This window comes from Cupriavidus sp. D39 (genome assembly GCF_026627925.1).
In the GTDB taxonomy this organism is placed as follows: domain Bacteria; phylum Pseudomonadota; class Gammaproteobacteria; order Burkholderiales; family Burkholderiaceae; genus Cupriavidus; species Cupriavidus ulmosensis.
In genome coordinates this window covers 2,149,598-2,173,156 of the sequence record NZ_JAPNLE010000009.1, presented here as the reverse complement: position 1 = coordinate 2,173,156, position 23,559 = coordinate 2,149,598, and the positions used below count along the sequence as shown (strand labels likewise).

Sequence of the window (23,559 nt, the reverse complement as noted above, 5' to 3'; positions counted from 1 at the left end):
GGAGGTGGCTAGTCCAGCTGGATGTTGCCTTCCTTGATCACTTTGGCCCATTCGGTGGTCTGGGCCTGGATGAACCTCGCCGCCTCGGCCGGCGTGCCGGCCACGATCTCCCCGCCCAGGCTGGTCACGCGCTCGCGGTTCTCCGGCAGGTTGATGACTTTGCGGATCGCATCCGACAGGCGTTTGACAATCTCCGGCGGCGTGCCCGCCGGCAAGAACACGCCATTCCATTCGTAGACCTCATAGTGCGGCACGCCTGCCTCGGCCAGCGTCGGCGTGTCCGGCAGGATGGCCGTGCGCTTGGCGCCGGTCACGCCGAGCACGCGCAGCTTGCCGGCGCGCACATGCTGCAGGCCGGAGGCCGTATTGGCAAAGAACACCGGCACCTGCCCCGCAATCACATCGGCCATGGCCGGGCCGCCACCTTTATACGGCACATGCAGCAGGTCCAGCTTCATGCGCTGCGCGAACAGCGCGCCCGCCAGGTGCTGGGCCGAGCCGTTGCCGGACGACGCATAGGCGATGCTGCCCGGCTTGGCGCGCGCCATCGCGATCAGCTCCTGCGTGGTCTTGGCCGGGAACCGCGGGTTCACCACCAGCATGTTGGGATAGAGCGCCAGCACCGAGACCGGGGCGAAGGACTTGACCGGGTCGTAGGGTAGCCGCTTGTAGAGCGAGGGATTGGCGGCAAACGAGGCGGCATCGAGCAGCACCGTATAGCCATCCGGCGCCGACTTGGCGACCAGGTCCGTGCCAATCTGGCCGCCCGCGCCGGGCCGGTTGTCCACCACGATGGTCTGGCCCAGTTCCTGGCCCAGGCGCGGCGAGATCATGCGGGCCATGGTGTCGGCGCCGCCGCCAGGCGCGTAGGTGACCACCAGCCGGATGGGCTTGGCGGCGGGCCAGGCCTGGGCGTGCGCAAGGCCACTGGTGCCAGCGGCGAGCCAGCACAGGGCGCTGGCGCAAAGACGGATCGGGAATCGCATGGGTCTCCTCGGGATGTGCAGGTCTGGGTGCTGCGCCGGCCCGCACTTCGCGGCGGCGCGCTCTCGCGCGGTTCAGCGAACCTCGGCGCGATAGTGGAAATCGTCGGCATTGCCCAGCGTCTGGCGGAACTCCACGCGCCGGCCCGCGAGGTCGAATGCCACGCGGCTGACCGCCAGCGCGGGATGGCCCTCCGGCAAGCTGAGCTGGGCGGCCTCGCGTGCGCCCAGCCGGGTGAAGCGCAAGTCGTCGACGGCACGGCCGACGGTGACGCCGCAACGCTCGGCATACATCGGGTAGAGCAGGGGCGCGAACTCGGCCGGCTTGAGCGTGGCCAGCGCGCTGAACAGCGCCGCCGGCAGCCAGATGGTCTCGAGCAGGCGGACCTGGCCTTCCCAGCCGCGCTGGCGCAGTACACGCAGCACCGGCGTGCCCGCCGCCAGCCCCAGTTGCACCGCCACATCCGCCGGCGCGGCCAGCGTGCGCAGCGACACGATGCGCGACTCGGGGATCTCCGAGCCGGCATCGCCGAAACGGAAAAACCGCGCCATGGTGGCGCCGGTGAGCGCGCCGCGCACAAAGGTGCCGCGGCCATGCACGCGTTCCAGCAGGCCTTCGTCCACCAGTGCCTGGATGGCAGCGCGCATGGTGCCCAGCGCCACGCCGTAGTGCTCGGCCAGCGCGCTCTCGGCCGCAATGGCGGTGCCGGAGGCCCATTCGCCGGCCAGGATGCGGCCTTTGAGCGCGGTCGCGATGCGGGCCCAGCGGGGCGCCGCCAGGCTGGCTGGCGAGGCGTCGAGGCCGGCGCCCGTCGGGTCGGGCAGGGCGGAACGGTCGGGCATTCGTGTCCTTCGTGCGTGCCCCGGCGGCTGTGCATTGCCGAGGACTCTAGTCATCTATAGGACTAGAGCATAGAATGGAGGGGCACTGGTGTCAACCGCCGGGCGCCTGGCCGGCACAGAATGGACCGGCGCTACCATTCATGGCGGCATGCGCCGCTCCTTGGGCCAGAACATGTTCCAGATCGATACCCATTTCCATGTGTTTTCCGCAGATGCCCCCGCCGTGGGCGGAGCGCGCTACCGGCCCGCCTACGGCGCCAGCCTGGCGCAGTGGCAAGCCATCTCCGGGGCGCATGGCGTGCGCGCGGGCGTGGTGGTGCAGCCGAGTTTTTCGGCAGCGACAACAGCGAGCTGGAGGCGGCACTGGCGGCTTCGCCGGCGCTGCGAGGCGTTTGCGTTGTTGGCCCGGAGGCATCCGTTGGCGAGCTGGCGCGGCTGCATGGCTTGGGCGTGCGCGGGCTGCGCTGGAACATGGTGGGGCGGCACAACGACGCGTCATGGCGCGACGCGCGCTGGCCTGCGTTGCTGGAGGCGGCCCACGCGCTGGGCTGGCACCTGGAGCTGCATACCGACCCGGGCCGGCTGTTTGAGCTGCAGGCCTGGCTGCCGTCAGTGCCGATTGCGCTGGTGCTGGATCATTTCGGCAAGCCCGCGTCCGGGGTGCAGGCAGACGCGCCGATGCTGGCCTGCGCCGCGCACTGGCGCGGGCAGAGGAGGTCTACGTCAAGCTGAGCGCGCCGTATCGCGTGGCGGCGGACCTGGCAGGCGTGGTGACCGGCTGGCACCACTGCCTGGGCGAGCAAGGCTTGCTGTGGGGATCGGACTGGCCGTGGACCAACCACGAGGCCGAGGCCGGCTATGCCGGCATGCAGCGCAAGGTGTGGGAGTGGCTGGGGCCGCTGTGCGAGGCGCCGGACCGCAACGCGGCCCGGCTGTTCGGCCTGCCGGCCGCGTGACGGCGGTCGGCTGCGCCCGGGCCGGCGCCAGCCGTCAGGTCTTCAGGCTGCCACGTCCGTCTTGCCGGTGGCTTCTTCCGGAACCACATTGAAGCAGCCGCGGTAGGTGGCGTAGAACGAGCAATACATGATCGCCAGCATCAGCAGGGAGTACGGTGTGACCAGGAAGGACAGCACCGCCTCAGCCCCCAATGCGCCGAACAGCGCCTCGAGGAAAAAAGGTACCGCCACCAGCAAGACCGCGAACACCACGCCATAGGCCAGGAACGCGCCACGGTTGCGCCAGCACGCGGTCCAGCTGAAGAACAGCGCCTTGACCGGCGGCACGTTGTGCCACGCGGTGAGCAACGGCGCAAACCAGAACAGCATGGCGATGGGCGTGTACAGCGCCGCGCCGATCATCAGCGCGAAGTACAGCTGCCGCACGGATTCCGCCGACGGTGCTTCTTCCTTGAGCAGGATAGGCACCAGCGTGCTGATGTCCACCAGGCTGCCAGCGATCAGGCTCAGCACGAAGACCAGGCCGGCATAGATGCCGCCCAGCACGAGTAGGTTGCGGCTGGCTTGCTTGCCGTTGCCGCGGAATCCCGCCAATAACACGGTGGGCAGCACGCGCTTGTTCAGGATCACCTCGCGGCAGGCGGTCATGATGCCGACCGACAGGCCCGGGGTGACCACCAGCAGCGCGATGATGCCGATCAACGGCACGAACACGGCCAGTTGCGCGGCGATCAGGTAGACAAACAACAGCATCAGGAAGGCGAGCGGGTTCTTGCGGAACAGCCAGACACCCTGGCGGAACCAGACATAACCTTCCTTGGCGGAGACTTCCAGTAATTGCATGACGGTCAGGTCCAGGGCAGCGCGGCGGCTTCGATGCGCCGGCGCAGGATGCGTTCAAAGTGGGTCGGGTCATGCGGTTGCAGCATGTCGGCCTCGCGTGGCAGGTAGAAGTCCCACAGGCGGGAAATCCAGAAGCGCAGTGCGCCGGCGCGCAGCATGTCGCGCCAGTGTTGCGCCTCGATGGGGCCCAGCGGCCTCACGGCATGATAAGCCCGCAGCAGGGCCTGGGCGCGCTCGGCGTCGAGCGTGCCGCTGGCCAGGTCGATGCACCAGTCGTTGACGGTGACGGCCAGGTCGAACAGCCACTTGTCGTTGCCGGCGAAGTAGAAATCGAAGAAGCCCCCAGCTTGTCCTGCCCGGCCGGGCCATCCTCGAACAGCGCGTTGTCGCGGAACAGGTCGCAATGGCAAGGGCCGCCGGGCAGCGCCGCGTAACCCGCGCCGCCGAAGAACGCGGTCTGGTGGGCCAGTTCCTCGCGCAGCAACGCTTGCTGGCCGGCATCCAGGAACGGCAGGATCTCGCCTTCCGTCTGCTGCCACCACGGCAGGCTGCGCAGGTTCGGCTGCTGGCGCGGATAGCTCTGGCCGGCAAGGTGCATGCGGGCGAGCATGTCGCCCACTTGCGCGCAATGCCCCACGCCTGGCGCCAGCTGCGAGCCGCCCGGCAGCCGCGTGACGATGGTCGCCGGCTTGCCCTTGAGGGCACGCAGGATCTCGCCGTCGCGGCCCGGGACAGGCGCTGGCACGCAGATGTCGTGCGCGGCCAGGTGGGCCATCAGGTGCAGGTAATACGGCAGCTGCTCGAACGTCAGGCGCTCGAAGATGGTCAGCACGTATTCGCGCGTGACGCCGTCCTGCTCCATGGTCAGGAAGAAGTTACTGTTCTCGATGCCCGAGGCAATGCCGCGCAAGTCGCGCATTTCGCCCAGGTTGTAATCAAGGAGCCAACTGGCGATCTCGTCCGGCGAGACCGTGGTGAATACGGCCATACTCTTTGTGTGAATCGAAACGGATGGCGGCGGGCGCAAGCAGAGCTTGGCTTTCGCGGCATGGATGCCGGAAGCGCCGGCGCGGCCCCGCCGTGATCTTCTGGCGGGGTCGTGGGAAATCAGGAAACAGCAAGCAGAAAACAGAAAGCGAAAATCGGGACGCCGGACCCGGGACGTCAAGCCCCGGATTGCCGGCACTCAGAATTGCAACACTTTGACCGACGGCACGCGGTTTGTGTCGTGGTCCCGGATCTTCGGCGAGCTGTCTTCCGGCTTGCTCATCTGGTACTTGGTGCCCATGCCGGACTTGACCTCAATATCGGTGGCCTGGCCCTTGTTCTTGTATTCCCGGACCTGGGTGCCATCCCGCTCATTGAGCTGGAAGCTCGGTTCGCGCGGCTGGTTCAGCTGGGTCTTGGCGGGCGTGGTGATCGGCCGGTCGTTGATCTGGTTCAGCTCTTGCTGGGTCAGGGCGCCGCCTGCCTGTTCGGTGCTCGGCTGCGCCATTACCGCGGCGGGGGCGCAAAGCGCCAGCAAGGTTGCAAAACCGAGCGCGCGGGCGGCGGCCCGGAACGGCTCCGGCGCCGCCGCGCGTGCGGTGGCCAGGAGTGAGGGGAGGTCATCGAAGGCTCCTGTGCAGTGCAGCAGGCCAGGGGCATGCTGCGCCACAAATGGCGCTGCAGCCCGGCGACGCCAGGCTTTCGCAGTGTGTCAGGGTTCCATTCTAGCAATTCCTGCCCGCACCGGGCCCCTCGCGGTGACCCGGCGGGCACCTTTGCGGGACGGGCGGCGGGCCCGGAAGGAAGCCGCATGGCCGACCCGGGTCAGAGGTAGAACATCTCTTCCTTGGGCGGCATCGGGTTGTCGCCGCCACGCTGCTCGTAGTACTCATATACCGCTTCGAGCACTTCATGCGGCTCATCCACGATCTTCATCAGGTCGAGGTCGTGCTCGGCGATCAGGCCCATCGGCAACAGCGTGAAGCGGAACCAGTCGAGCAGGCCCTTCCAGAAGCGGCTGCCGAACAGCACCACCGGGACGGCGCGCGACTTGCCGGTCTGCACCAGCGTCAGCACCTCGGCCAGTTCATCCAGCGTGCCGAAACCGCCCGGCATCACGATAAAGGCGTCCGAATTCTTGACGAAGGTGACCTTGCGCGTGAAGAAGTGGCGAAAGCGCATGGCGATGTCCTGGTAGGGATTGCCTTGCTGCTCGTGCGGGAGCTCGATGTTCAGGCCGACGCTGGCAGACTTGCCCGCGTGGGCGCCCTTGTTGGCCGCCTCCATGATGCCCGGGCCGCCGCCCGAGATCACCGCGAAGCCCGCGTCGGAGAACAGGCGGGCGATCTCGATGGTGCGCTGGTAGTAAGGCGAATCCTCGCGCAAGCGCGCGCTGCCGTAGATCGAGACCGCCGGGCGGATCTCGGAAAGGTACTCGGTCGCCTCGATGAACTCTGCCATAATCGTGAACATTTGCCACGAAGCGCGCGCTTTTTTGCAGTCGCGCGGTCTTCGTCGGCCAGCGCACGCAGGCTGGGAATCATCTTGCGTGGGTTGGCGCGGATGCCGGCGGCGGGGGAAGTATCTCCCGGGCCATCGGCAGCGGCGCTGACCGTCACGTTCACGTCCATATCGGCCGCGGTGGTAATACTGCCTTGCGCGGCCTGCTTGAGGGCCGCCGCCGGGTTATCGGCGCCGGCTGCGTCGGAAGGGGGGCGGCGTTCGCACCGCCTGCGGCGGCACCAGTCAATTTTGAGTCCATGTGAATGTCGGATAGTCCAAAAACACTCTTGCTCGTCGATGGATCGAGCTATCTGTATCGTGCGTATCACGCTCTGCCGGACCTGAGGAACGGTGAGGGCCTGCCCACAGGGGCAATCTACGGCATGATCAATATGCTGCGCAAGCTGCGCAGCGATTTCCCGGCAGAGTATAGCGCTTGCGTGTTCGACGCCAAGGGTAAGACCTTCCGCGACGACCTCTATCCGGCCTACAAGGAGCATCGCCCGTCTATGCCCGAGGACCTGGCCAAGCAGATCGAGCCGATCCACGAAGCCGTGCGCGCGCTGGGCTGGCCCATCGTGGTGGTGGAAGGCGTGGAGGCGGACGACGTGATCGGCACGCTTGCGCGCCAGGCCACCACCGAAGGCATGCGCACGGTGGTCTCCACCGGCGACAAGGACCTGGCGCAACTGGTCGACGACCATGTCACGCTGGTCAACACCATGAGCGGCGAAGTCCTCGACCCGCCCGGCGTGGTCGCCAAGTTTGGCGTGCCACCGGATCGCATCGTCGACTATCTCTCGCTGATCGGCGACGCCGTGGACAACGTGCCCGGCGTGCCCAAGGTGGGCCCGAAGACCGCGGTCAAATGGCTGGCCGAGTACGGCACGCTCGACGATGTCATGGCCAGCGCTCCCGGCATCAAGGGCGTGGTGGGCGAGAACCTGCGCAATACGCTGGAGTGGCTGCCCAAGGCGCGCGAGCTGGTGACGGTCAAGACCGATTGCGACCTGACGAGCTCGCTGGCCGACTTCCACCAGCTCAAGGGTGGGAGCGAGGACAAGGACAAGCTGATCGACTTCTTCGCGCGCTATGGCTTCAAGACCTGGCTGCGCGAGGCCACCGGCGAAAGCCTGCCCAACCCGCGCGCCCAGGCGCGCGCCAGCGCTGCTGCGCCTGCCGCGGCCGGCGCGGGTGCGGCCGATCCGGGCCCGGCCCAGGGCGGCCTGTTCGACAGCGCCCCGGCCCCGGCCCAGATCCGCTACGAGACCGTGGCGACCGAGGCGGCGCTGGAGGCCTGGATGCGTCGCATCGAAACCGCGCCGCTGGTGTCCATCGATACCGAGACCACCTCGCTGGACCCGCTGCAGGCGCAGCTGGTCGGCATCTCGCTGTCCATCGAGCCGGGAGAGGCTTGCTATATCCCGGTGGCGCATCGCGGCCCGGATGTGGTGGGGCTGGAAGCCAATGGCCAGCTCACGCGCGAGGCCGTGCTGGCGCGCATGCGCGCCTGGCTGGAAGACCCGTTGCGCGGCAAGGTCGGTCAGAACCTGAAGTACGACGCCCATGTCTTTGCCAATCATGGCGTGAACCTGCGCGGCATCGTGCACGACACCATGCTGCAGAGCTACGTGCTGGCGTCCCACCGCAACCATGGCATGGACAGCCTGGCCGAGCGCCTGCTCGGCCTCAAGACCATCAGCTACGAGGAAGTGTGCGGCAAGGGCGCGAGCCAGATCGGCTTCGACCAGATCGACATCGCGCGCGCCACCGAGTACGCCGCCGAGGACGCCGACGTCACGCTGCGCCTGCACCGCAATATGTACCCGCAGGTCGAGGCCTTGCGGGGCGTGCACTACGTCTACGAGCAGATCGAGATGCCGGTCTCGGTGGTGCTGCAGAAGATCGAGCGCAATGGCGTGCTGATCGACGCCGCGCGCCTGGGCGCGCAGAGCGCGCAGCTTGGCCAGCGCATGCTGGAGCTGGAACAGGCCGCCTATGAGGCCGCGGGCCAGCCCTTCAACCTGGGCTCGCCCAAGCAGATCGGCGAGATCCTGTTCGGCCAGATGAAGCTGCCGGTGGTCAAGAAGACCGCCAGCGGCGCGCCGTCCACCGACGAAGAGGTGCTGCAGAAGCTGGCGGAGGATTACCCGCTGCCCAAGCTGCTGCTGGACTACCGCGGCCTGGCCAAGCTCAAGTCCACCTATACCGACAAGCTGCCGAAGATGGTCAACCCGGCCACCGGACGCGTGCATACGAGCTATGGGCAAACCACCGCGGTGACCGGCCGGCTGGCTTCGACCGAGCCCAACCTGCAGAACATCCCCGTGCGCACCGAAGAAGGCCGCCGTATCCGCGAGGCCTTTATCGCCGCACCGGGCAACGTGATCGTGTCGGCCGATTACTCGCAGATCGAGCTGCGCATCATGGCCCATATCTCCGGCGACGAGAACCTGATGCGCTCGTTCGCCGAGGGCGAGGACGTGCACCGCGCCACTGCGGCGGAGATCTTCGGCGTGGCGCCGGATGCGGTCAGCAGCGAGCAGCGCCGCTACGCCAAGGTCATCAATTTCGGCCTGATCTACGGCATGAGCGCCTTTGGCCTGGCCGGCAACCTCGGTATCGAGCGCGAGGCCGCCAAGCACTACATCGATCGCTATTTCATGCGCTACCCCGGCGTGGCGAGGTACATGGAAGAAACGCGGCAGACCGCGCGCGAGCAGGGCTTCGTCGAGACCGTGTTTGGCCGCCGCCTGTGGCTGCCCGACATCAACGGCGGCAACGGCCCGCGCCGCCAGGGCGCCGAGCGTGCCGCCATCAACGCGCCGATGCAGGGCACCGCCGCCGACCTGATCAAGCTGTCCATGATCGCCGTGCAGGGCTGGCTGGAACGCGATGGCCTGGGCACGCGCCAAGTCATGCAGGTGCATGATGAACTGGTGCTTGAAGTGCCGCAGGCCGAGCTGGAGCTGGTCAAGGTCAAGCTGCCGGAACTGATGTGCAATGTGGCCGAACTGCGCGTGCCGCTGGTGGCCGAAGTCGGCACCGGCAGCAACTGGGAGGAGGCCCACTAAGCGCACGGGGCGGCCCCTCGGGCCGCTCCGGGATTGCCCACGGTCCCATATTCCTGCATCCTGGTATCGAATGAAGCGACCGCTGAATCGGTGAATGGCGCCTTGCTAGTTGTGCTGCTGTGCAGCAAACTGGCGAAAAGCCGTGGCCACTGGCTCGCGTCGTGCCCCGGCAAAAGAATATCGACGACACTGGGTAGATCATGAGCACAGAGGGAAGGGCGCATCGCATCATCGTAGTGGGAGGAGGAGCAGGCGGGCTGGAGCTGGTCACCCGGCTGGGCGACAAGCTCGGCAAGAGCGGGGCCGCGCAGGTGGTACTGGTGGACCGCTCCCCCACGCATATCTGGAAACCGCTGCTGCATGAAGTGGCCGCCGGCAGCATGGATCCCCACACCCATCAACTTGAATACGTCGCGCAGGCGCGCTGGCATCATTTCGAATTCCAGCAAGGCGAGCTGACCGGCATCGACCGGACCCGCAAGACCATCTCGGTGGCGGCCTGCGTCGACCTCGACGGCACGGAGCTCTTGCCCGCGCGCGAACTGCCCTATGACACCCTGGTGCTGGCGATCGGCTGCGTCACGCATTTCTTCGGTGTGCCCGGCGCGGCCGAGAACGCCATCGCGCTCGATACCGTGGACCAGGCAGAGCGTTTCCGCCGCAAGCTGATCTCGGCCTGCGTGCGTGCCCAGAACGGGCGCGGGCGCATTGGCGAAGACAGCCGCCCGCGCGTGGACGTTGCCATCATCGGCGCCGGCGCCACCGGCGTCGAGCTCTCCGCCGAGCTGCGCAATACCGCGCACGTGCTCAGCGCCTACGGGCTGCATCAGCTGGATCCGCGCCGCGATGTGCGCATCCGCGTGATCGAGGCCGGCCCGCGCATCCTGCCCGCGCTGTCCGAGCGCGTGTCCACCGAAACCACCAAGCTGCTGCACAAGCTCGACATCGAAGTCCTCACCGCCGAGCGCGTGACCGAAGTCACCGAGGACGCGGTGTTGACCGCCAGCGGCAAGCGCATCGACGCCGACCTGACGGTGTGGGCCGCCGGCATTACCGCGCCGGCGGTGCTGTCCACCCTGGGCCTGCCGGTCAGCCGGATGGGGCAGATCATCGTCAAGCCCACGCTGCAAAGCGAGGCCGATCCCGATATCTTCGCCTTCGGCGATTGCGCCAGCTGCCCCTGGCCCGAGAAGCAGGGCGCGGTGCCGCCGCGCGCCCAGGCCGCGCACCAGCAGGCCATGTTCCTCTACGGCGCGCTGCGCGCGCGCCTGGACGGCAAGCCGCTGCCGTCGTTTGCCTTCAAGGACCTGGGGTCGCTGGTGTCGTTGGGGCATTTCAGCGCGGTCGGCAGCCTGATGGGCGGCTTGATCGGCGGCTCCATGTTCATCGAGGGCCTGTTGGCGCGCGTGATGTACAGCTCCCTGTACCGCATGCACGTCATGGCGCTGCACGGCGCCGTGGGCATGGGGCTGGATACCGTGACCCACTGGCTGCGCAGCAAGACCAGCCCGCGCGTCAAGCTGCACTGACCGGCTGACAGGCTAACGGGTGCCGGAGGAGGGCAGAGGCTCGCCCCTCCTTTCGGGCGCGTGCGTTTCACGCCATGTTTGCTTAGAATCGGATCTCCCGGCGCCGGTGGCGCCGGCGTGCCTTGCCCCTTCCGGATCCGCAATCCAAGCCATTCAAGCCATCCACGCCATCCACGCCTGACAGGAGACCGCATGCTGAAGCCAGAAGTCGAAAGCCTCTTACCCAGCCAGTCCTTTGACCGCCGCGCCTTCGTCAAGACGGCGCTGGGTTCGGCGTTTGCTGCCGCTGCCTTGCCCGTGATGGCGCAGGCCATCAAGACCGATTTCACCGGCCTCACCGCCGGCGAGGTGACGATTCCCTCGGGCGGCTTCAACATGCCGGCGTACTGCGCCCAGCCGGAAGGCAAGACCAACTTGCCGGTGGTGCTGGTGGTCAGCGAAATCTTCGGCGTGCATGAGCACATCGCCGACATCTGCCGGCGCTTTGCCAAGCTGGGCTACCTCGCCATCGCGCCGGAGCTGTTCGCGCGCCAGGGCGACCCCAGCAGCTTCGGCACGATCCAGGAACTGCAGGCGAAGCTCATCTCCAAGGTGCCCGACGAGCAGGTGATGGGCGATCTCGATGCTGCCGTGGCCTGGGCCAAGGGCAACGGCGGCAATACCAGCCGGCTGGCCATCACCGGCTTTTGCTGGGGCGGGCGCATTACCTGGCTGTACGCCGCGCATAGCCAGCAGATCAAGGCCGGCGTGGCCTGGTATGGCCAGCTGGTGGGCGAGCCGACCCCGATCAAGCCGCGCAACCCGATCGACCTGGCCGGCCAGCTCAAGGTGCCGGTGCTGGGGCTCTATGGCGGCAAGGACACTGGCATCACCCAGGAGCAGGTCGAGAAGATGAGGGCGGCGCTGGCGGCATCGAACGATCCCTTTGCCAAGGCATCGACCTTCGTGGTCTATCCGGAATCCGGCCATGCCTTCAACGCGGACTACCGCCCGAGCTATCGGGAGGCCGACGCCAAGGACGGCTGGCAGCGCTGCCTGGCCTGGTTAAAGCAGCACGGGGTTTGACGCGGGCGCGCATTGGCACGCGTTTGCGGCAAGGCCCGGCGGCCAAGGTCGACTTGTGCGGCGGGATTTGCAAAACCGGCTGCAACCTACGTACAATGCGGGCTTCGTTTCTTGCAACACTGTTGCGTTTGAGATCGATGCTGCTCCCCGCGAGCGGAAAAGCCGATCCCAGGAGCCCATCATCGATTCCACGCTTGTCTATATCCTGCTTGCCGCCACCATCTCGGGGGTGGGCAGTATCTTTGGCGCGGCGCTGTTGTCGCTGACGGTGGCATCCCGCGTGGTCGAGCGCATGGTGAGTTTCTCGGTGGGGGTGCTGCTGGCCACGGCGCTGCTGCATTCCCTGCCCGAGGCCTTCGAGTCCGGCGCCGATCCGCGTGCCTTGTTCGGTACCCTGCTGGCCGGCCTGCTTGGTTTCTTCCTGCTGGAAAAGGTCGCGCTGCTGCGCCACTCTCACCATCACGAAGGGGATGGGCACCACCACCACCACGGCCATGACCGCGAGGAAGCGGGCCGTAGCGGCATGACCATCCTGGTGGGCGATACCTTCCACAACTTCGCCGACGGCATCGTGATCGCCGCTGCCTTCCTGGCCGATCCGCATATTGGCCTGGTCACCGCGCTGGCCATCGCCGCGCACGAGATCCCGCAGGAAGTTGGCGATTTCATCGTGCTGCTCAACGCTGGGTTCTCGAAGGCGCGCGCCTTTGCCTTCAACCTGCTGTCCAGCCTGGCGGCCATCGCCGGCGGGGTGGTTGGCTATTACCTGCTCGACCAGATGAGTGGCTGGATTCCGTACGTGCTGGTGATTGCTTCAAGCAGCTTCGTCTATATCGCCGTGAGCGACCTGATGCCGCAGATGCAGCGCAAGCCGCGCTGGCGCGAGTCGATCATCCAGGTGGTGCTGGTTGCCACCGGGATCTGCGCCATCTTCTTCATCACCAATGGCGTGCACGAAGCGCATGACCATGGTCATGGCCACGCGCACGGCGTGGCGGCTGCCACCAAGTAAGGCTGACCGGCGCCCGCTCTCACGGTGCCATCACGCCACCATCACGCCACCATCAGGCGCCGCTTGCCACCGGCCGAGCCGGGTCGGCGCACCACTCGCTCCACGAGCCCGGGTAGAGCGCTGCGCCCGGCATGCCAGCCACTTCCAGTGCCAGCAGGTTGTGGCAGGCGGTCACGCCCGAGCCGCACTGCATGATCGCCTCGCTGGCCGGCTTGCTGCCCAGCACCTGCCCGAACTCCTGGCGCAACGCAGCGGCCGCCTTGAAGCTGCCGTTCCCCTCCAGGTTGTCCTTGAAGAAGCGGTTGGCCGCGCCGGGGATATGCCCGCCCACGGGATCCAGCGTTTCGTTCTCGCCACGGAAGCGGTCCGCCGCGCGGGCGTCCACCACCAGCCGCGTCGGGCTTGCCAGGTTCGCCAGCACGGCGTCGGCGTCCACCGTGGCGACCAGCGAGGCCTTGCGCGTCAGGTTGCCCGGGATTTCGGGCTCAGGTGTGTTGTCCGCCTCGAGCGGCAGGCCGGCCGCCACCCACGCATTCTTGCCGCCATCCAGCACGGCCACCGCGCCGTGGCCCAGCCAGCGCAGCAGCCACCAGGCGCGTGCCGCGTACATGCCGCCCTGTGCGTCGTAGGCAATGACCTGGGTGTCTTCGCTCACGCCCAGCACGCGCAAGCGCGCGGTCAGCGTGTTGGGGTCCGGTAACGGGTGCCGGCCGTTGGTGCCGGTCTTCTCGCCGGACAGCTCGTTGTCCAGGTGCAGGTAGAAGGCGCCGGGCAGGTGGCCCACAAGATAGGCCTCGCGTCCGGCGGCCGGGTTGGCCAGGTCAAAACTGCAGTCGATCACGACGCTGTGGCGGCTGCCGTCTTCGCGCAGCGCGCGCAGGTCCTGGCTGGAGATCAGGGTGGTGAACATGGCATAACCTTGGGTTGGGATAGTCGCGCTGCAACGGCACGGGCAGGCGGGGGCGGCGGGGTGAGCACCGTTGGCCACCCCCGATGCTACACCTCGGGGTGCACTTCCGCCTCGGCCGACTTGACCGGGGTATCGGCGGTCGGCTGCCGGTTGGAGCCTTCGCGCGCCCGGGTGAGCGTGGTGGCGATACCGCTGGCGATGATCAGCGCCATGCCGACCCAGGACAGCCAGTTGAGCTGGTCGCGCCAGACAATCATGCCCCACAGGCTGGAGAACACGATGCCGGCGTACTGCAGGTTAGCGGTGAGCAGTGTGTTGCCGCGCTTGTAGGCGCGCGTCATCGCGGTCTGGCCGAGGGTGGCCAGGATGCCGATGGCCAGCAGCAGGCCCGCGCCACGCCAGGTGTGGGCGCTTGGGCCGGTGAACAGCATCCAGGCCAGGCCCACCACCATCCCGACTGCCGAGAAATAGAACACGATGCGGCCTTCGGGCTCGCCCAGCTGGCCGAGCTGGCGTACCTCGACGTAGGCCAGCGCAGTGAACATGCCGGAGATCAGGCCGATCAGGCCGCCGGTGAGCTGGTTATGGCCGACAGACGGCTGCAACAGGCAGATCACGCCGCCGAACGACATCAGGATGGCGCCGATCAGCTTGCGGTCGGCGCCGCCGGTGCCGGTCAAGGCCGCGCCGGCGCCCAGGATCAGCGCGATCCAGACCGGCGACATGTAGTTCAGGGTCATTGCCGTGGCCAGCGGCAGCATGGTGATCGAGGTGAACCACAGCAGCAGGGCGGTCACGCCGAACAGGCTGCGCTTGATATGCATGGCCATGTGCGGCGTACGCACCGAGGTGCCTGACGAAGCCAGCACTGTCCACATGATGATCACGCCGATCAGGCTGCGGTAGAAAACGATCTCGCCCGTGGCATAGATCTCGGATGCCAGCTTGACGCCCACCCCCATTAACGAGAAGGCGAAGGCGGCGAACAGCATCCAGAGCGATTGCATGGTGAGGCGAAAGGAAGAATGGGCAGCGCGCGAGCCGGCTCCTGGCGGGGAGCTGGATCGCGAAAGGCTCCGCATGAGGCGGATGGCCGGCACGACAGGCGGCGAGGCGCCGGGCGCACACCGGAAGCGGCGATTGTAGCAGCGAGTGTGCACTGCACCAAAGGCAAAACGGACCGCCTGGGCGGTCCGTTTTGCTTGCGTCGTCACTGCGGTGTCGCTGCCGCGGGCCGCTGGGCCTTGGCTGGCGGGTCAGTCCGTGAAGGACATGGCGCGGCGATACCATTCATGAAAGTGCTGCATACCGTCTTCCATGGGCGACTGGTACGGGCCGGTCTCGCTGACGCCGCGTTTTCCCAGCGCCCGGCGCCCGGCGTCCATGCGCTCGGCGATCTCGTCGTCCTCGACGCAGGTTTCCATGTAGGCGGCGCGCTCGGCCTCGACGAACTCGCGCTCGAACAGCGCGATTTCCTCGGGGTAGTAGAACTCCACGACGTTGCGCGTCTTGTTCGGCCCGAGCGGGTGCAGGGTGGAGACCACGAGCACGTTCGGATACCACTCCACCATGATGTTGGGGTAGTAGGTGAGCCAGATCGCGCCATACTTGGGCAGAACGCCGTTGTTGAAGCGCAGCACGGCCTCATGCCACTTCTGGTACGTGGGGCTGCCCGGGCGCTTCAGGCCCGCGTGCAACCCGACAGTCTGGACGCTGTGCCAGTCGCCGAACTCCCAGCTCAGGTCATCGCAGGAGACAAAGCTCCCGAGGCCCGGGTGGAACGGCACGACGTGGTAGTCCTCCAGATAGACCTCGATAAAGGTCTTCCAGTTGTAGTTGCACTCGTGGATCTCGACGTGGTCGAGCAGGTAGCCTTCGAAGTTCAGGTCTTCGGCCACGCCCAGGCGTGCCAGGTCGGCGCGCACGTCGCGCTGTCCCTCGAACAGCAGGCCGTTCCAGTTCTGCAACGGCGAGCGGTTCAGGTGGACGCACGGACGCTCGGCGAAATGCGGTGCGCCGAGCAGTTCGCCCTTCAGGTCGTAGGTCCAGCGGTGCAAGGGGCAGACAATGTTTTTCGCATTGCCGCGGCCATTGAGCATGATGGCCTGCCGGTGGCGGCAGACATTGGACATGAGCTCGATCCCGTCGGCATTCCGTACCAGGATGCGGCCCTCGTCCTCGGCAGCCAGCGTGTGATAATCGCCCGTTTCGGGGATCATCAGCTCGTGGCCGACATAGCCCGGGCCCTTCTTGAACAGCAGTTCCAGTTCTTGTTGATGCAGTGCCTCGTCGATGTAGACGTTTACGGGCAACTGCGTATCAGCCGGCACCAGTTTCAGCGCGGTGCTGAGATTGGACATTATCCCCACTCCCTATGACAGGCGAAAGCAGTGAACAACCCAACCATCGAAAAAGAAATCGATATGGGAAAGACAGTCAGCCGCGCCCTGGCCCGCTTCCGGACCGATGGATGGAGATCGCGCTGACGAACCGCGGATTGTACCCGAGCGAAAAAGTTAAGGGACTGATTATTTAGCCTTTTTAGCGAAAAAGTCGACCCGGGTCGTCATTTAGGTGTCGTTCAGGGCGCATTCGGAAAGACGACCCGAGCGCACAAGTCACTTTCCGGCAACGCTGTCCATGCCCCCTGATTGCATGGATGCGGTCAACGCCCCGCTTTGGCGTAAAATCCCACCTTCCCCAGATTCAATGTCCGCAATGCCAAAGACTACGAGCTCCCCGGCCCAGACCGATCCGGCCGCGACCGACCAGCGGTCCGCCTCCACGCCGCCCGCCTCCTACGAGGCCGCCATGGCCGAACTGGAGGCGCTGGTAGCCAGCATGGAGGGCGGCGCCTTGCCGCTGGAAGATTCTTTGGCCGCGTACAAGCGCGGGGCTGAACTGGTCAGGTACTGCCAGCAGATGCTCGAACGCGTGGAACAACAGGTTAAAGTACTGGATGGCGATGTGCTCAAGCCCATGTCTGCCGACGCTGGAGACCTGGAATGAGCGAATCGCATCAAGCCATTGAAGCCGGCGATTTCGCCGCCTGGATGCGCGCCACGGGCGCCAGGACCGAGGCCGCGCTCGACGCCGGGCTGCCGGCGGTGGAAACAGTGCCGTGCACGCTGCACGAAGCCATGCGGTATGCTGTGCTCGGCGGTGGCAAGCGGGTTCGCCCCTTGCTGGTGCATGCGGCCGGTGAAGTGGCGGGCGCGGCCCCGAGGCTTGCGACGCGGCGGCCAGCGCGGTGGAGATGATCCACGCTTACTCGCTGGTCCACGACGATATGCCTTGCATGGACGATGACGATTTGCGTCGTGGCCGTCCCACCGTGCACAAGGCTTATGATGAAGCGACGGCGCTGCTGGTGGGCGACGCGCTGCAGACCCAGGCCTTCGTGGTGCTGGCCGAATCGGCCTCGCTGGCCTCGCTCGACGCCGCCGCGCGCATGCGCCTGGTAGCGGAACTGGCCCGGGCCTCTGGCTCGGTAGGCATGGCGGGCGGGCAGGCGATTGACCTGCAGCATGTCGGCCTGGCCATGTCGCTGGAAGAACTGGAAGGCATGCACCGCATGAAGACCGGCGCATTGCTGCGTGCCAGCGTACGCATGGGCGCCTACTGCGGTACGGTGGACGAGGCCGGCCTGGCCGCGCTCGACCGTTACGCCGCTGCCGTGGGCCTGGCGTTCCAGGTGGTGGACGATATCCTCGACGTGACCGCAGATACCGCCACGCTCGGCAAGACCGCCGGCAAGGATGCGGCAAACGACAAGCCGACCTACGTGTCGCTGATGGGGCTCGAGCCTGCACGCCAGCTGGCGCAGCAGCTTCGGGCCACGGCGCACGAAGCGTTGGCGGTGTTCGGCGCGCGCGCCCGACGCCTGGGCGAACTGGCCGATCTCATCGTGCTGCGCTCGAATTGAATGGACAAGCAGGAAACACTGACAACCGGGCACAAGAATCCGGCCGCCGAACGGACATCATGACCTACGCACTGCTCAAAACTATTGACGACCCCGCAGCCCTTCGCAGGCTGGACCGCCGCCAGCTCAAGACGCTGGCCGACGAACTCCGCGCCTACGTGCTCGAATCGGTGTCGCAAACCGGCGGCCACCTGTCGTCCAACCTTGGCACGGTCGAGCTGACCATCGCCCTGCACTATGTGTTCGATACGCCGGACGACCGGGTCGTCTGGGACGTGGGGCACCAAAGCTATCCGCACAAGATCCTGACCGGGCGCCGCGACCGCATGCATACACTGCGCCAGTGGGGCGGCATCTCGGGTTTCCCGCGCCGCTCGGAAAGCGAATACGACACCTTCGGCACCGCGCATTCCTCCACCTCCATCTCGGCTGCGCTGGGCATGGCGCTGGGCGCCCGCACCCTGGGCGAGAAGCGCGTTTCCATTGCCGTGATCGGCGACGGCGCGATGACCGCCGGCATGGCCTTCGAGGCCATGAACAACGCCGGCGTCTACAAGGACCTGCCGCTGCTGGTGGTGCTCAACGACAACGACATGTCGATCTCGCCCCCGGTGGGCGCGCTCAACAGCCACCTCGCGCGGCTGATGAGCGGCAAGTTCTACGCGGCCACCAAGAAGGGGATCGAGCGCGTGCTGTCGGTGGCCCCGCCGGTGCTCGAGTTCGCCAAGCGCTTCGAGGAGCATGCCAAGGGCATGATGGTGCCGGCGACGCTGTTCGAGGAATTCGGTTTCAACTACATCGGCCCGATCGACGGCCACGATCTCGAATCGCTGGTGCCGACGCTGCAGAACATCCGCCAGCGCGCCCTCGAGGGCGGCGGCCCGCAGTTCCTGCACGTGGTCACCAAGAAGGGCCAGGGCTACAAGCTGGCCGAGGCCGACCCGATCCTGTACCACGGCCCCGGCAAGTTCAACCCGGCCGAAGGCATTCGGCCGTCGACCAAACCGGCCCGCAAGACCTACACGCAGGTGTTCGGCGAATGGCTGTGCGACATGGCCGCCGCCGAGCCCAAGCTGGTGGCGGTGACGCCGGCCATGCGCGAAGGCTCCGGCATGGTCGAGTTCGAGAAGCGCTTCCCCAACCGCTACTACGACGTGGGCATCGCGGAGCAGCATGCCGTGACGTTCGCGGGCGGGCTGGCCTGTGAAGGCCTCAAGCCCGTGCTGGCGATCTACTCCACGTTCCTGCAGCGCGGCTATGACCAGCTGATCCACGACGTGGCGCTGCAGAACCTGCCGGTGGTGTTCGCACTCGACCGCGCCGGCCTGGTCGGCGCCGACGGTGCCACCCATGCGGGCGCCTACGACATCGCCTTCCTGCGCTGCATCCCCAACATGATGGTGATGACGCCGGCCGACGAGAACGAATGCCGCCAGCTGCTGACCACTGCGTTCCAGCAGGATTGCCCGACCGCCGTGCGTTACCCGCGCGGTGCCGGCACCGGCGTGGCGACCGAGGCCGCGCTCACGGCGCTGCCGGTGGGCAAGGGCGAGATGCGCCGCACGGGCGGCGCTCGTGCCGGCCAGCGCGTGGCCTTCCTGGCGTTCGGCTCGATGCTGCATCCGGCGCTGGGCGCGGCCGAGGCGCTCGACGCCTCGGTGGCCAACATGCGCTTTGTCAAGCCGCTGGACGAAGCGCTGGTGAAGAAGCTGGCGAGCGAGCATGACTACCTCGTCACCGTCGAAGAAGGCTGCGTGATGGGTGGCGCTGGCAGCGCGGTGCTCGAAGCGCTGGCCGCCGCCGGCATCGCCGTGCCGGTGCTGCAGCTTGGCCTGCCCGACCGCTTTGTCGATCATGGCGACCCGGCCTTCCTGTTGTCGCAATGCGGGCTGGACGCCAAAGGCATCGAGCACTCGGTGCGCGAGCGCTTCAACCTGGCAAAGCCGGCCGTCGCCACTCGCGTGGCCTGAGCCAGCGGCGCGCCCGCGGCTTGCGGGCGCGCCGGTTTTCCTGATGCCTGGCAATCCGTGCTCCGCGTACGGGTATCGCCCCGCTCGTGGGCAGCCAAAGGCAATTTCCCTTAGAATCCCAGGTTCTGTGTTCGCAGCTGCGGGAAGGCATCGGCTTTGCCATCCCCGCGGTTTCACACTCGTTGCGCGGCAAGGTTGACTGCGAAAAATGCCGCGACCGTAGAGGAAACCTAACCGGTATGAATGACATCAATCCCGCCTTTGTGATGCCCGACGTGCAGTCGAGCCTCGATACCCGCCAGATCCCCATCCAGCGGGTTGGCGTGAAGGGCGTGCGTTACCCCTGTCGCTGAAGACGCCGGCCGGCGTGCTGGCCACCGTTGGCACCTTCAATCTCGACGTGCACCTGCCTGCCGACCAGAAAGGCACGCACATGTCGCGTTTCGTCGCCTTGCTGGAAGAAGAGGGCGAGCCGCTGGAGTTGGCGACCTTCCGCTCTCTCCTCGACAAGATGCTGGTCAAGCTGGAAGCCGAGGCTGGCCGCATCGAGGTGACTTTCCCGTATTTCATCAACAAGACCGCGCCGGTATCGGGCGTGCAATCGTTGATGGACTATGAGGTCACGTTGATCGGCGAAGTGCGCGACGGCGCCACCAAGGTCTTCCTGAAAGCCCTGGTGCCGGTCACCAGCCTGTGCCCGTGCTCGAAGAAGATCTCGCAGTACGGCGCGCACAACCAGCGCTCGCACATCACCATGAACGTGGAGCTGGCGGGCGACCTGCCGGTCGAGGCGCTGGTGCGCATGGCCGAGGAAGAAGCCTCGTGCGAGCTGTGGGGCCTGCTCAAGCGCCCGGACGAGAAGTTCGTCACCGAGCGCGCTTACGAGAACCCCAAGTTCGTCGAGGACCTGGTGCGCGATATCGCCATGCGCCTGAATGCGGACGATCGCATCGTGGCCTATGTGCTGGAGGCCGAGAACTTTGAGTCCATCCACAATCACAGCGCCTATGCCGTGATCGAGCGCGACAAGCGCGCGCAGTAAGCCCGCCGGGCCCTGTCAAAAAAGCCACCGCGAGGTGGCTTTTTTACTGGGCATCGAAACGTTGGCTTCAGGCGTGGGGGCGCTCCGGCAGCCGGATATCCGACAGCTCCCAGCGCGGCGTCACGCCGTAACCGTAGTCGCGCTTGGCCAGTTCCGGCGCGGCTTGCAGCCGCATTGCGCCGGCGAAGGCAATCATGGCGCCGTTATCCGTGCAGAAAGCCAGGTCCGGGTAATAGACCGCGATCTTCTTCTGCGCGCCAAGCTGGTCCAGCCGCTCGCGCAACTGCCGGTTGGCACCCACGCCGCCGGCGACGACCAGGCGCCGGTGCCCGGTCTGCTTGAGCGCGGCCATCGACTTGGCGGCCAGTACGTCGACGATGGCATCGACAAAGGAGCGCGCCAGGTTGGCCCTGTCCTGCTCGCACACATTGCCCAGCTTGCGGGTTTGCGTGAGCACGGCGGTTTTCAGGCCGGCGAAGGAGAAATCGAGGTTGCCCGAATGCAGCATCGGACGCGGCAGGGCGTACGTGCCCGGCACGCCGAACTCGGCCAGCCGCGAGACTTCGGGGCCGCCCGGGTAGCTCAGGCCGAGCAGCTTGGCGGTCTTGTCGAACGCTTCGCCGGCGGCGTCGTCCAGGGTCTCGCCCAGCAAGGCGTACTCGCCGATGCCGCGCACTTCCATCAACTGCGTGTGGCCGCCGGAAACCAGCAAGGCAACGAACGGGAACGGCGGTGGATTGGGCGCCAGCAGCGGTGACAGCAGGTGGCCTTCGAGATGGTGCACGCCCAGCATCGGCACATTGAGCGCGAAGCCCAGGGCATTGGCCACCGATGCGCCCACCAGCAACGCGCCGGCCAGGCCGGGCCCTTGGGTAAAGGCGATCGCGCCGATGTCGGCGCGGGTGCGCCCGGCTTCGTCGAGCACTTGCTGCAACAGCGGCAGCACGCGGCGGATATGGTCGCGCGAGGCGAGTTCAGGCACTACGCCGCCGTAGTCGCGGTGCATGGCGATCTGCGAATGCAGGGCGTGGGCGAGCAGGCCGGCTTGCGTGTCGTAGAGCGCGAGGCCGGTTTCGTCGCAGGAGGATTCGATGCCGAGGACAAGCATGGGAGAGGCAAGGCCGGCATCAAGCGAGGCCGGCAAATCAAGGGGTTGGTGCGGGCTGCGGACCATCGGGCCGGCAGCCTGGCATGAGGCCAGCAGGGTAGCACAGCGGCGCTGGCCATGCTTTTCGCTACAATCGCCGCTTCTTCAGCAGGCATTGAGTGGGCAAGACAGACATGGGCAGCAAGCAGACCGCAGAGACCGGCCAGGCCGGCGCGCGCGCAGGGCGCTTCGATGTGGCGGTGCTTGGCGCCGGGGCCGCCGGCATGATGTGCGCCGCCGTGGCAGGGCAGGGCGGTGCCAGCGTGGTGCTGATCGACCACGCCACCAAGGTGGCGGAGAAAATCCGTATTTCCGGTGGCGGGCGCTGCAATTTCACCAACCTGCAGGCGGGGCCGGCCAATTTCCTGTCGGCTAACCCGCACTTCTGCCGTTCCGCGCTCGCCCGCTACACGCCGCAGGATTTCCTCGCGCTGATGCGCAAGCATGAGATCGACTGGCATGAGAAGCACCGCGGGCAGCTCTTCTGCAACGACAGCGCCGAGCAGGTGATCGAGATGCTGCGTGCCGAATGCGGCACGGGCAATGTGCACTGGCGCACCGGCTGCGGCGTGGACGAGGTCCGGCGCGAAGGCGACGATTTCCTGCTGATGACGGCCAGCGGGCCGGTACGCGCAGGCGCGCTGGTGGTGGCCACCGGCGGCCTGTCCATCCCCAAGATCGGCGCCACCGACATCGGCTACCGCATTGCCCGCCAGTTCGGGCTGAGCGTGGTCGAAACACGCCCGGCGCTGGTGCCGCTGACCTTCGACGGGCAGGGCTGGGCGCCGTTCGTGCCGCTGGCCGGGGTGTCAATGGAGGTCGACATCGCGACAGGCAACGGCAAGACGGCCGGCGCCTTCCGCGAGGACTTGCTGTGGACCCATCGCGGCCTGTCCGGCCCGGCCGTGCTGCAGATCTCCAGCTTCTGGCGGCCCGGCACGCCGATTACCATCGACCTGTTCGACGGCAATGACGCCAGCGCCTGGCTGCTCGAGCAAAAGGGCGGCAGCCGCAAGCACCTGGCCAACCTGCTGGCCGAGCGCCTGCCGGCCCGCCTGGCGGACGCCTGGTGCGCGGCGGCGGGCCTCAACGGTGCCCAGCCGTTGCACGACATGCCGGACAAGGCACTGCGCCGGCTCGGCGCCGCGCTCAACAGCTGGCAACTGGTGCCGGCAGGCACCGAGGGCTATCGCAAGGCCGAGGTCACGCTCGGCGGCGTGGATACGCGGGCGCTGTCGTCGGCCACCATGATGGCGCGCACCGTGCCGAACCTGTACTTCATCGGCGAGGTGGTCGACGTCACCGGCTGGCTGGGCGGGTACAACTTCCAGTGGGCGTGGGCATCCGGCGTGGCCGCCGGCCAGGCCGTGGCGGAGAACGTAAGGGCCATGGTGGCGGGGACGGCCTGAGCGTCGTAAGCGGCACGGCGACGAAAAAACCGCCATACGGGCTTGACAGCGGTTGTGCTACACTTGTAGCTTTCGTAAAACCGCTAACAGCTGCTACTTATTTCAGCAAAATGACCACGATCCACCTTAAAGAAAACGAGCCGTTTGAAGTTGCCATGCGTCGTTTCAAGCGCACCATCGAGAAAAACGGCTTGCTGACTGAATTGCGGGCTCGCGAGTTTTACGAAAAGCCGACGGCTGAGCGCAAGCGCAAGAAGGCCGCCGCCGAAAAGCGCCACTACAAGCGCATCCGCAGTCTGATGCTGCCGAAGAAGATGTACTGAGCGTACTCTTCGCGTTCCGCATCAAAACCCGCTGTGGG

At 66.7% G+C, this 23,559-nt stretch carries 18 protein-coding genes and 4 pseudogenes; 12 read left to right on the top strand and 10 right to left on the bottom strand.

What is annotated here, in order from left to right:
- Window positions 1–8: 8 nt before the first annotated feature.
- Both OMK73_RS22080 and OMK73_RS22075 read right to left on the bottom strand, forming a co-directional pair.
- Window positions 9–986 carry a tripartite tricarboxylate transporter substrate binding protein gene (locus tag OMK73_RS22080; protein WP_267603939.1) on the bottom strand — a complete coding sequence of 326 codons (978 nt, stop codon included), beginning with the start codon at window positions 984–986 and terminating at the stop codon, window positions 9–11.
- 72 nt (window positions 987–1,058) lie between these two features.
- Complete coding sequence (locus OMK73_RS22075) at window positions 1,059–1,826, bottom strand: GntR family transcriptional regulator (RefSeq protein WP_267603938.1); 768 nt, start codon at window positions 1,824–1,826, stop codon at window positions 1,059–1,061.
- A gap of 270 nt (window positions 1,827–2,096) precedes the next feature.
- Here OMK73_RS22075 and OMK73_RS22070 point away from each other — a divergent pair, with 270 nt between their 5' ends.
- Window positions 2,097–2,558, top strand: a complete 462-nt coding sequence (locus OMK73_RS22070; protein ID WP_267603937.1) for an amidohydrolase family protein — start codon at window positions 2,097–2,099, stop codon at window positions 2,556–2,558.
- Window positions 2,513–2,782, top strand: a complete 270-nt coding sequence (locus OMK73_RS22065) for an amidohydrolase family protein (protein WP_324291818.1) — start codon at window positions 2,513–2,515, stop codon at window positions 2,780–2,782. Before OMK73_RS22070 ends, OMK73_RS22065 begins: the two co-directional genes overlap by 46 nt.
- 42 nt (window positions 2,783–2,824) lie before the next feature.
- Here the strand turns inward: OMK73_RS22065 and OMK73_RS22060 are convergent, their stop codons facing one another.
- The 4 genes and pseudogenes from OMK73_RS22060 to OMK73_RS22045 form a co-directional block, all read right to left on the bottom strand.
- A complete protein-coding gene (locus OMK73_RS22060) occupies window positions 2,825–3,625 on the bottom strand; it encodes a BPSS1780 family membrane protein (RefSeq protein WP_267603935.1) in 801 nt (266 codons plus the stop codon).
- A 5-nt stretch (window positions 3,626–3,630) separates the two neighbouring features.
- Window positions 3,631–4,613, bottom strand: a pseudogene (locus tag OMK73_RS22055) (homoserine kinase).
- A 198-nt stretch (window positions 4,614–4,811) separates the two neighbouring features.
- A complete protein-coding gene (locus OMK73_RS22050) occupies window positions 4,812–5,282 on the bottom strand; it encodes a hypothetical protein (RefSeq protein WP_267603934.1) in 471 nt (156 codons plus the stop codon).
- 155 nt (window positions 5,283–5,437) lie between these two features.
- A pseudogene (locus tag OMK73_RS22045) lies at window positions 5,438–6,374 on the bottom strand (TIGR00730 family Rossman fold protein).
- 4 nt (window positions 6,375–6,378) lie between these two features.
- Here OMK73_RS22045 and polA point away from each other — a divergent pair.
- The 4 genes from polA to OMK73_RS22025 all read left to right on the top strand — a co-directional run bounded on the left by polA (window position 6,379) and on the right by OMK73_RS22025 (window position 12,795).
- Entirely contained in the window at window positions 6,379–9,189 is a 2,811-nt protein-coding gene (gene polA, locus OMK73_RS22040) for a DNA polymerase I (RefSeq protein ID WP_267603933.1), read from the top strand.
- 200 nt (window positions 9,190–9,389) lie between these two features.
- A complete protein-coding gene (locus OMK73_RS22035; RefSeq protein WP_267603932.1) occupies window positions 9,390–10,718 on the top strand; it encodes an NAD(P)/FAD-dependent oxidoreductase in 1,329 nt (442 codons plus the stop codon).
- A 192-nt stretch (window positions 10,719–10,910) separates the two neighbouring features.
- Window positions 10,911–11,783, top strand: a complete 873-nt coding sequence (locus OMK73_RS22030; protein ID WP_267603931.1) for a dienelactone hydrolase family protein — start codon at window positions 10,911–10,913, stop codon at window positions 11,781–11,783.
- A gap of 220 nt (window positions 11,784–12,003) precedes the next feature.
- Window positions 12,004–12,795 carry a ZIP family metal transporter gene (locus OMK73_RS22025; RefSeq protein WP_420715668.1) on the top strand — a complete coding sequence of 264 codons (792 nt, stop codon included), beginning with the start codon at window positions 12,004–12,006 and terminating at the stop codon, window positions 12,793–12,795.
- Between the two features lie 52 nt (window positions 12,796–12,847).
- On the opposite strand, the gene OMK73_RS22020 is transcribed toward OMK73_RS22025, so the two are convergent.
- The 3 genes from OMK73_RS22020 to OMK73_RS22010 form a co-directional block, all read right to left on the bottom strand.
- On the bottom strand, window positions 12,848–13,705 hold the full coding sequence (locus OMK73_RS22020; protein ID WP_267603930.1) for a sulfurtransferase: 858 nt from the start codon (window positions 13,703–13,705) through the stop codon (window positions 12,848–12,850).
- A gap of 86 nt (window positions 13,706–13,791) precedes the next feature.
- The gene (locus OMK73_RS22015) at window positions 13,792–14,712 is read right to left on the bottom strand and encodes a DMT family transporter (protein ID WP_267603929.1); all 921 of its coding nucleotides are present in this window, start codon (window positions 14,710–14,712) and stop codon (window positions 13,792–13,794) included.
- A 249-nt stretch (window positions 14,713–14,961) separates the two neighbouring features.
- Window positions 14,962–16,065, bottom strand: a complete 1,104-nt coding sequence (locus OMK73_RS22010; RefSeq protein WP_267603928.1) for an aromatic ring-hydroxylating oxygenase subunit alpha — start codon at window positions 16,063–16,065, stop codon at window positions 14,962–14,964.
- Window positions 16,066–16,423: 358 nt separating this feature from the next.
- On the opposite strand from OMK73_RS22010, the gene OMK73_RS22005 reads away from it, so the two are divergent.
- From OMK73_RS22005 to folE2, 4 genes and pseudogenes are all read left to right on the top strand, one after another.
- Window positions 16,424–16,714, top strand: a complete 291-nt coding sequence (locus tag OMK73_RS22005; protein ID WP_267603927.1) for an exodeoxyribonuclease VII small subunit — start codon at window positions 16,424–16,426, stop codon at window positions 16,712–16,714.
- Window positions 16,711–17,630, top strand: a pseudogene (locus tag OMK73_RS22000) (polyprenyl synthetase family protein). The gene OMK73_RS22005 and the pseudogene OMK73_RS22000 overlap by 4 nt, the downstream one beginning before the upstream one ends.
- Before the next feature lie 59 nt (window positions 17,631–17,689).
- Complete coding sequence (dxs, locus tag OMK73_RS21995; RefSeq protein WP_267603926.1) at window positions 17,690–19,600, top strand: 1-deoxy-D-xylulose-5-phosphate synthase; 1,911 nt, start codon at window positions 17,690–17,692, stop codon at window positions 19,598–19,600.
- Window positions 19,601–19,839: 239 nt separating this feature from the next.
- Window positions 19,840–20,642: pseudogene (gene folE2, locus OMK73_RS21990) on the top strand (GTP cyclohydrolase FolE2).
- 67 nt (window positions 20,643–20,709) lie between these two features.
- On the opposite strand, the gene tsaD reads toward folE2, so the two are convergent.
- On the bottom strand, window positions 20,710–21,750 hold the full coding sequence (tsaD, locus tag OMK73_RS21985; protein ID WP_267606466.1) for a tRNA (adenosine(37)-N6)-threonylcarbamoyltransferase complex transferase subunit TsaD: 1,041 nt from the start codon (window positions 21,748–21,750) through the stop codon (window positions 20,710–20,712).
- A gap of 173 nt (window positions 21,751–21,923) precedes the next feature.
- On the opposite strand from tsaD, the gene OMK73_RS21980 reads away from it, so the two are divergent.
- Window positions 21,924–23,198, top strand: coding sequence for an NAD(P)/FAD-dependent oxidoreductase (locus tag OMK73_RS21980; protein ID WP_267606465.1), 1,275 nt, complete (start codon window positions 21,924–21,926; stop codon window positions 23,196–23,198).
- Window positions 23,199–23,308: 110 nt separating this feature from the next.
- Window positions 23,309–23,521 carry a 30S ribosomal protein S21 gene (gene rpsU, locus OMK73_RS21975; RefSeq protein WP_043348281.1) on the top strand — a complete coding sequence of 71 codons (213 nt, stop codon included), beginning with the start codon at window positions 23,309–23,311 and terminating at the stop codon, window positions 23,519–23,521.
- Window positions 23,522–23,559: the final 38 nt, after the last annotated feature.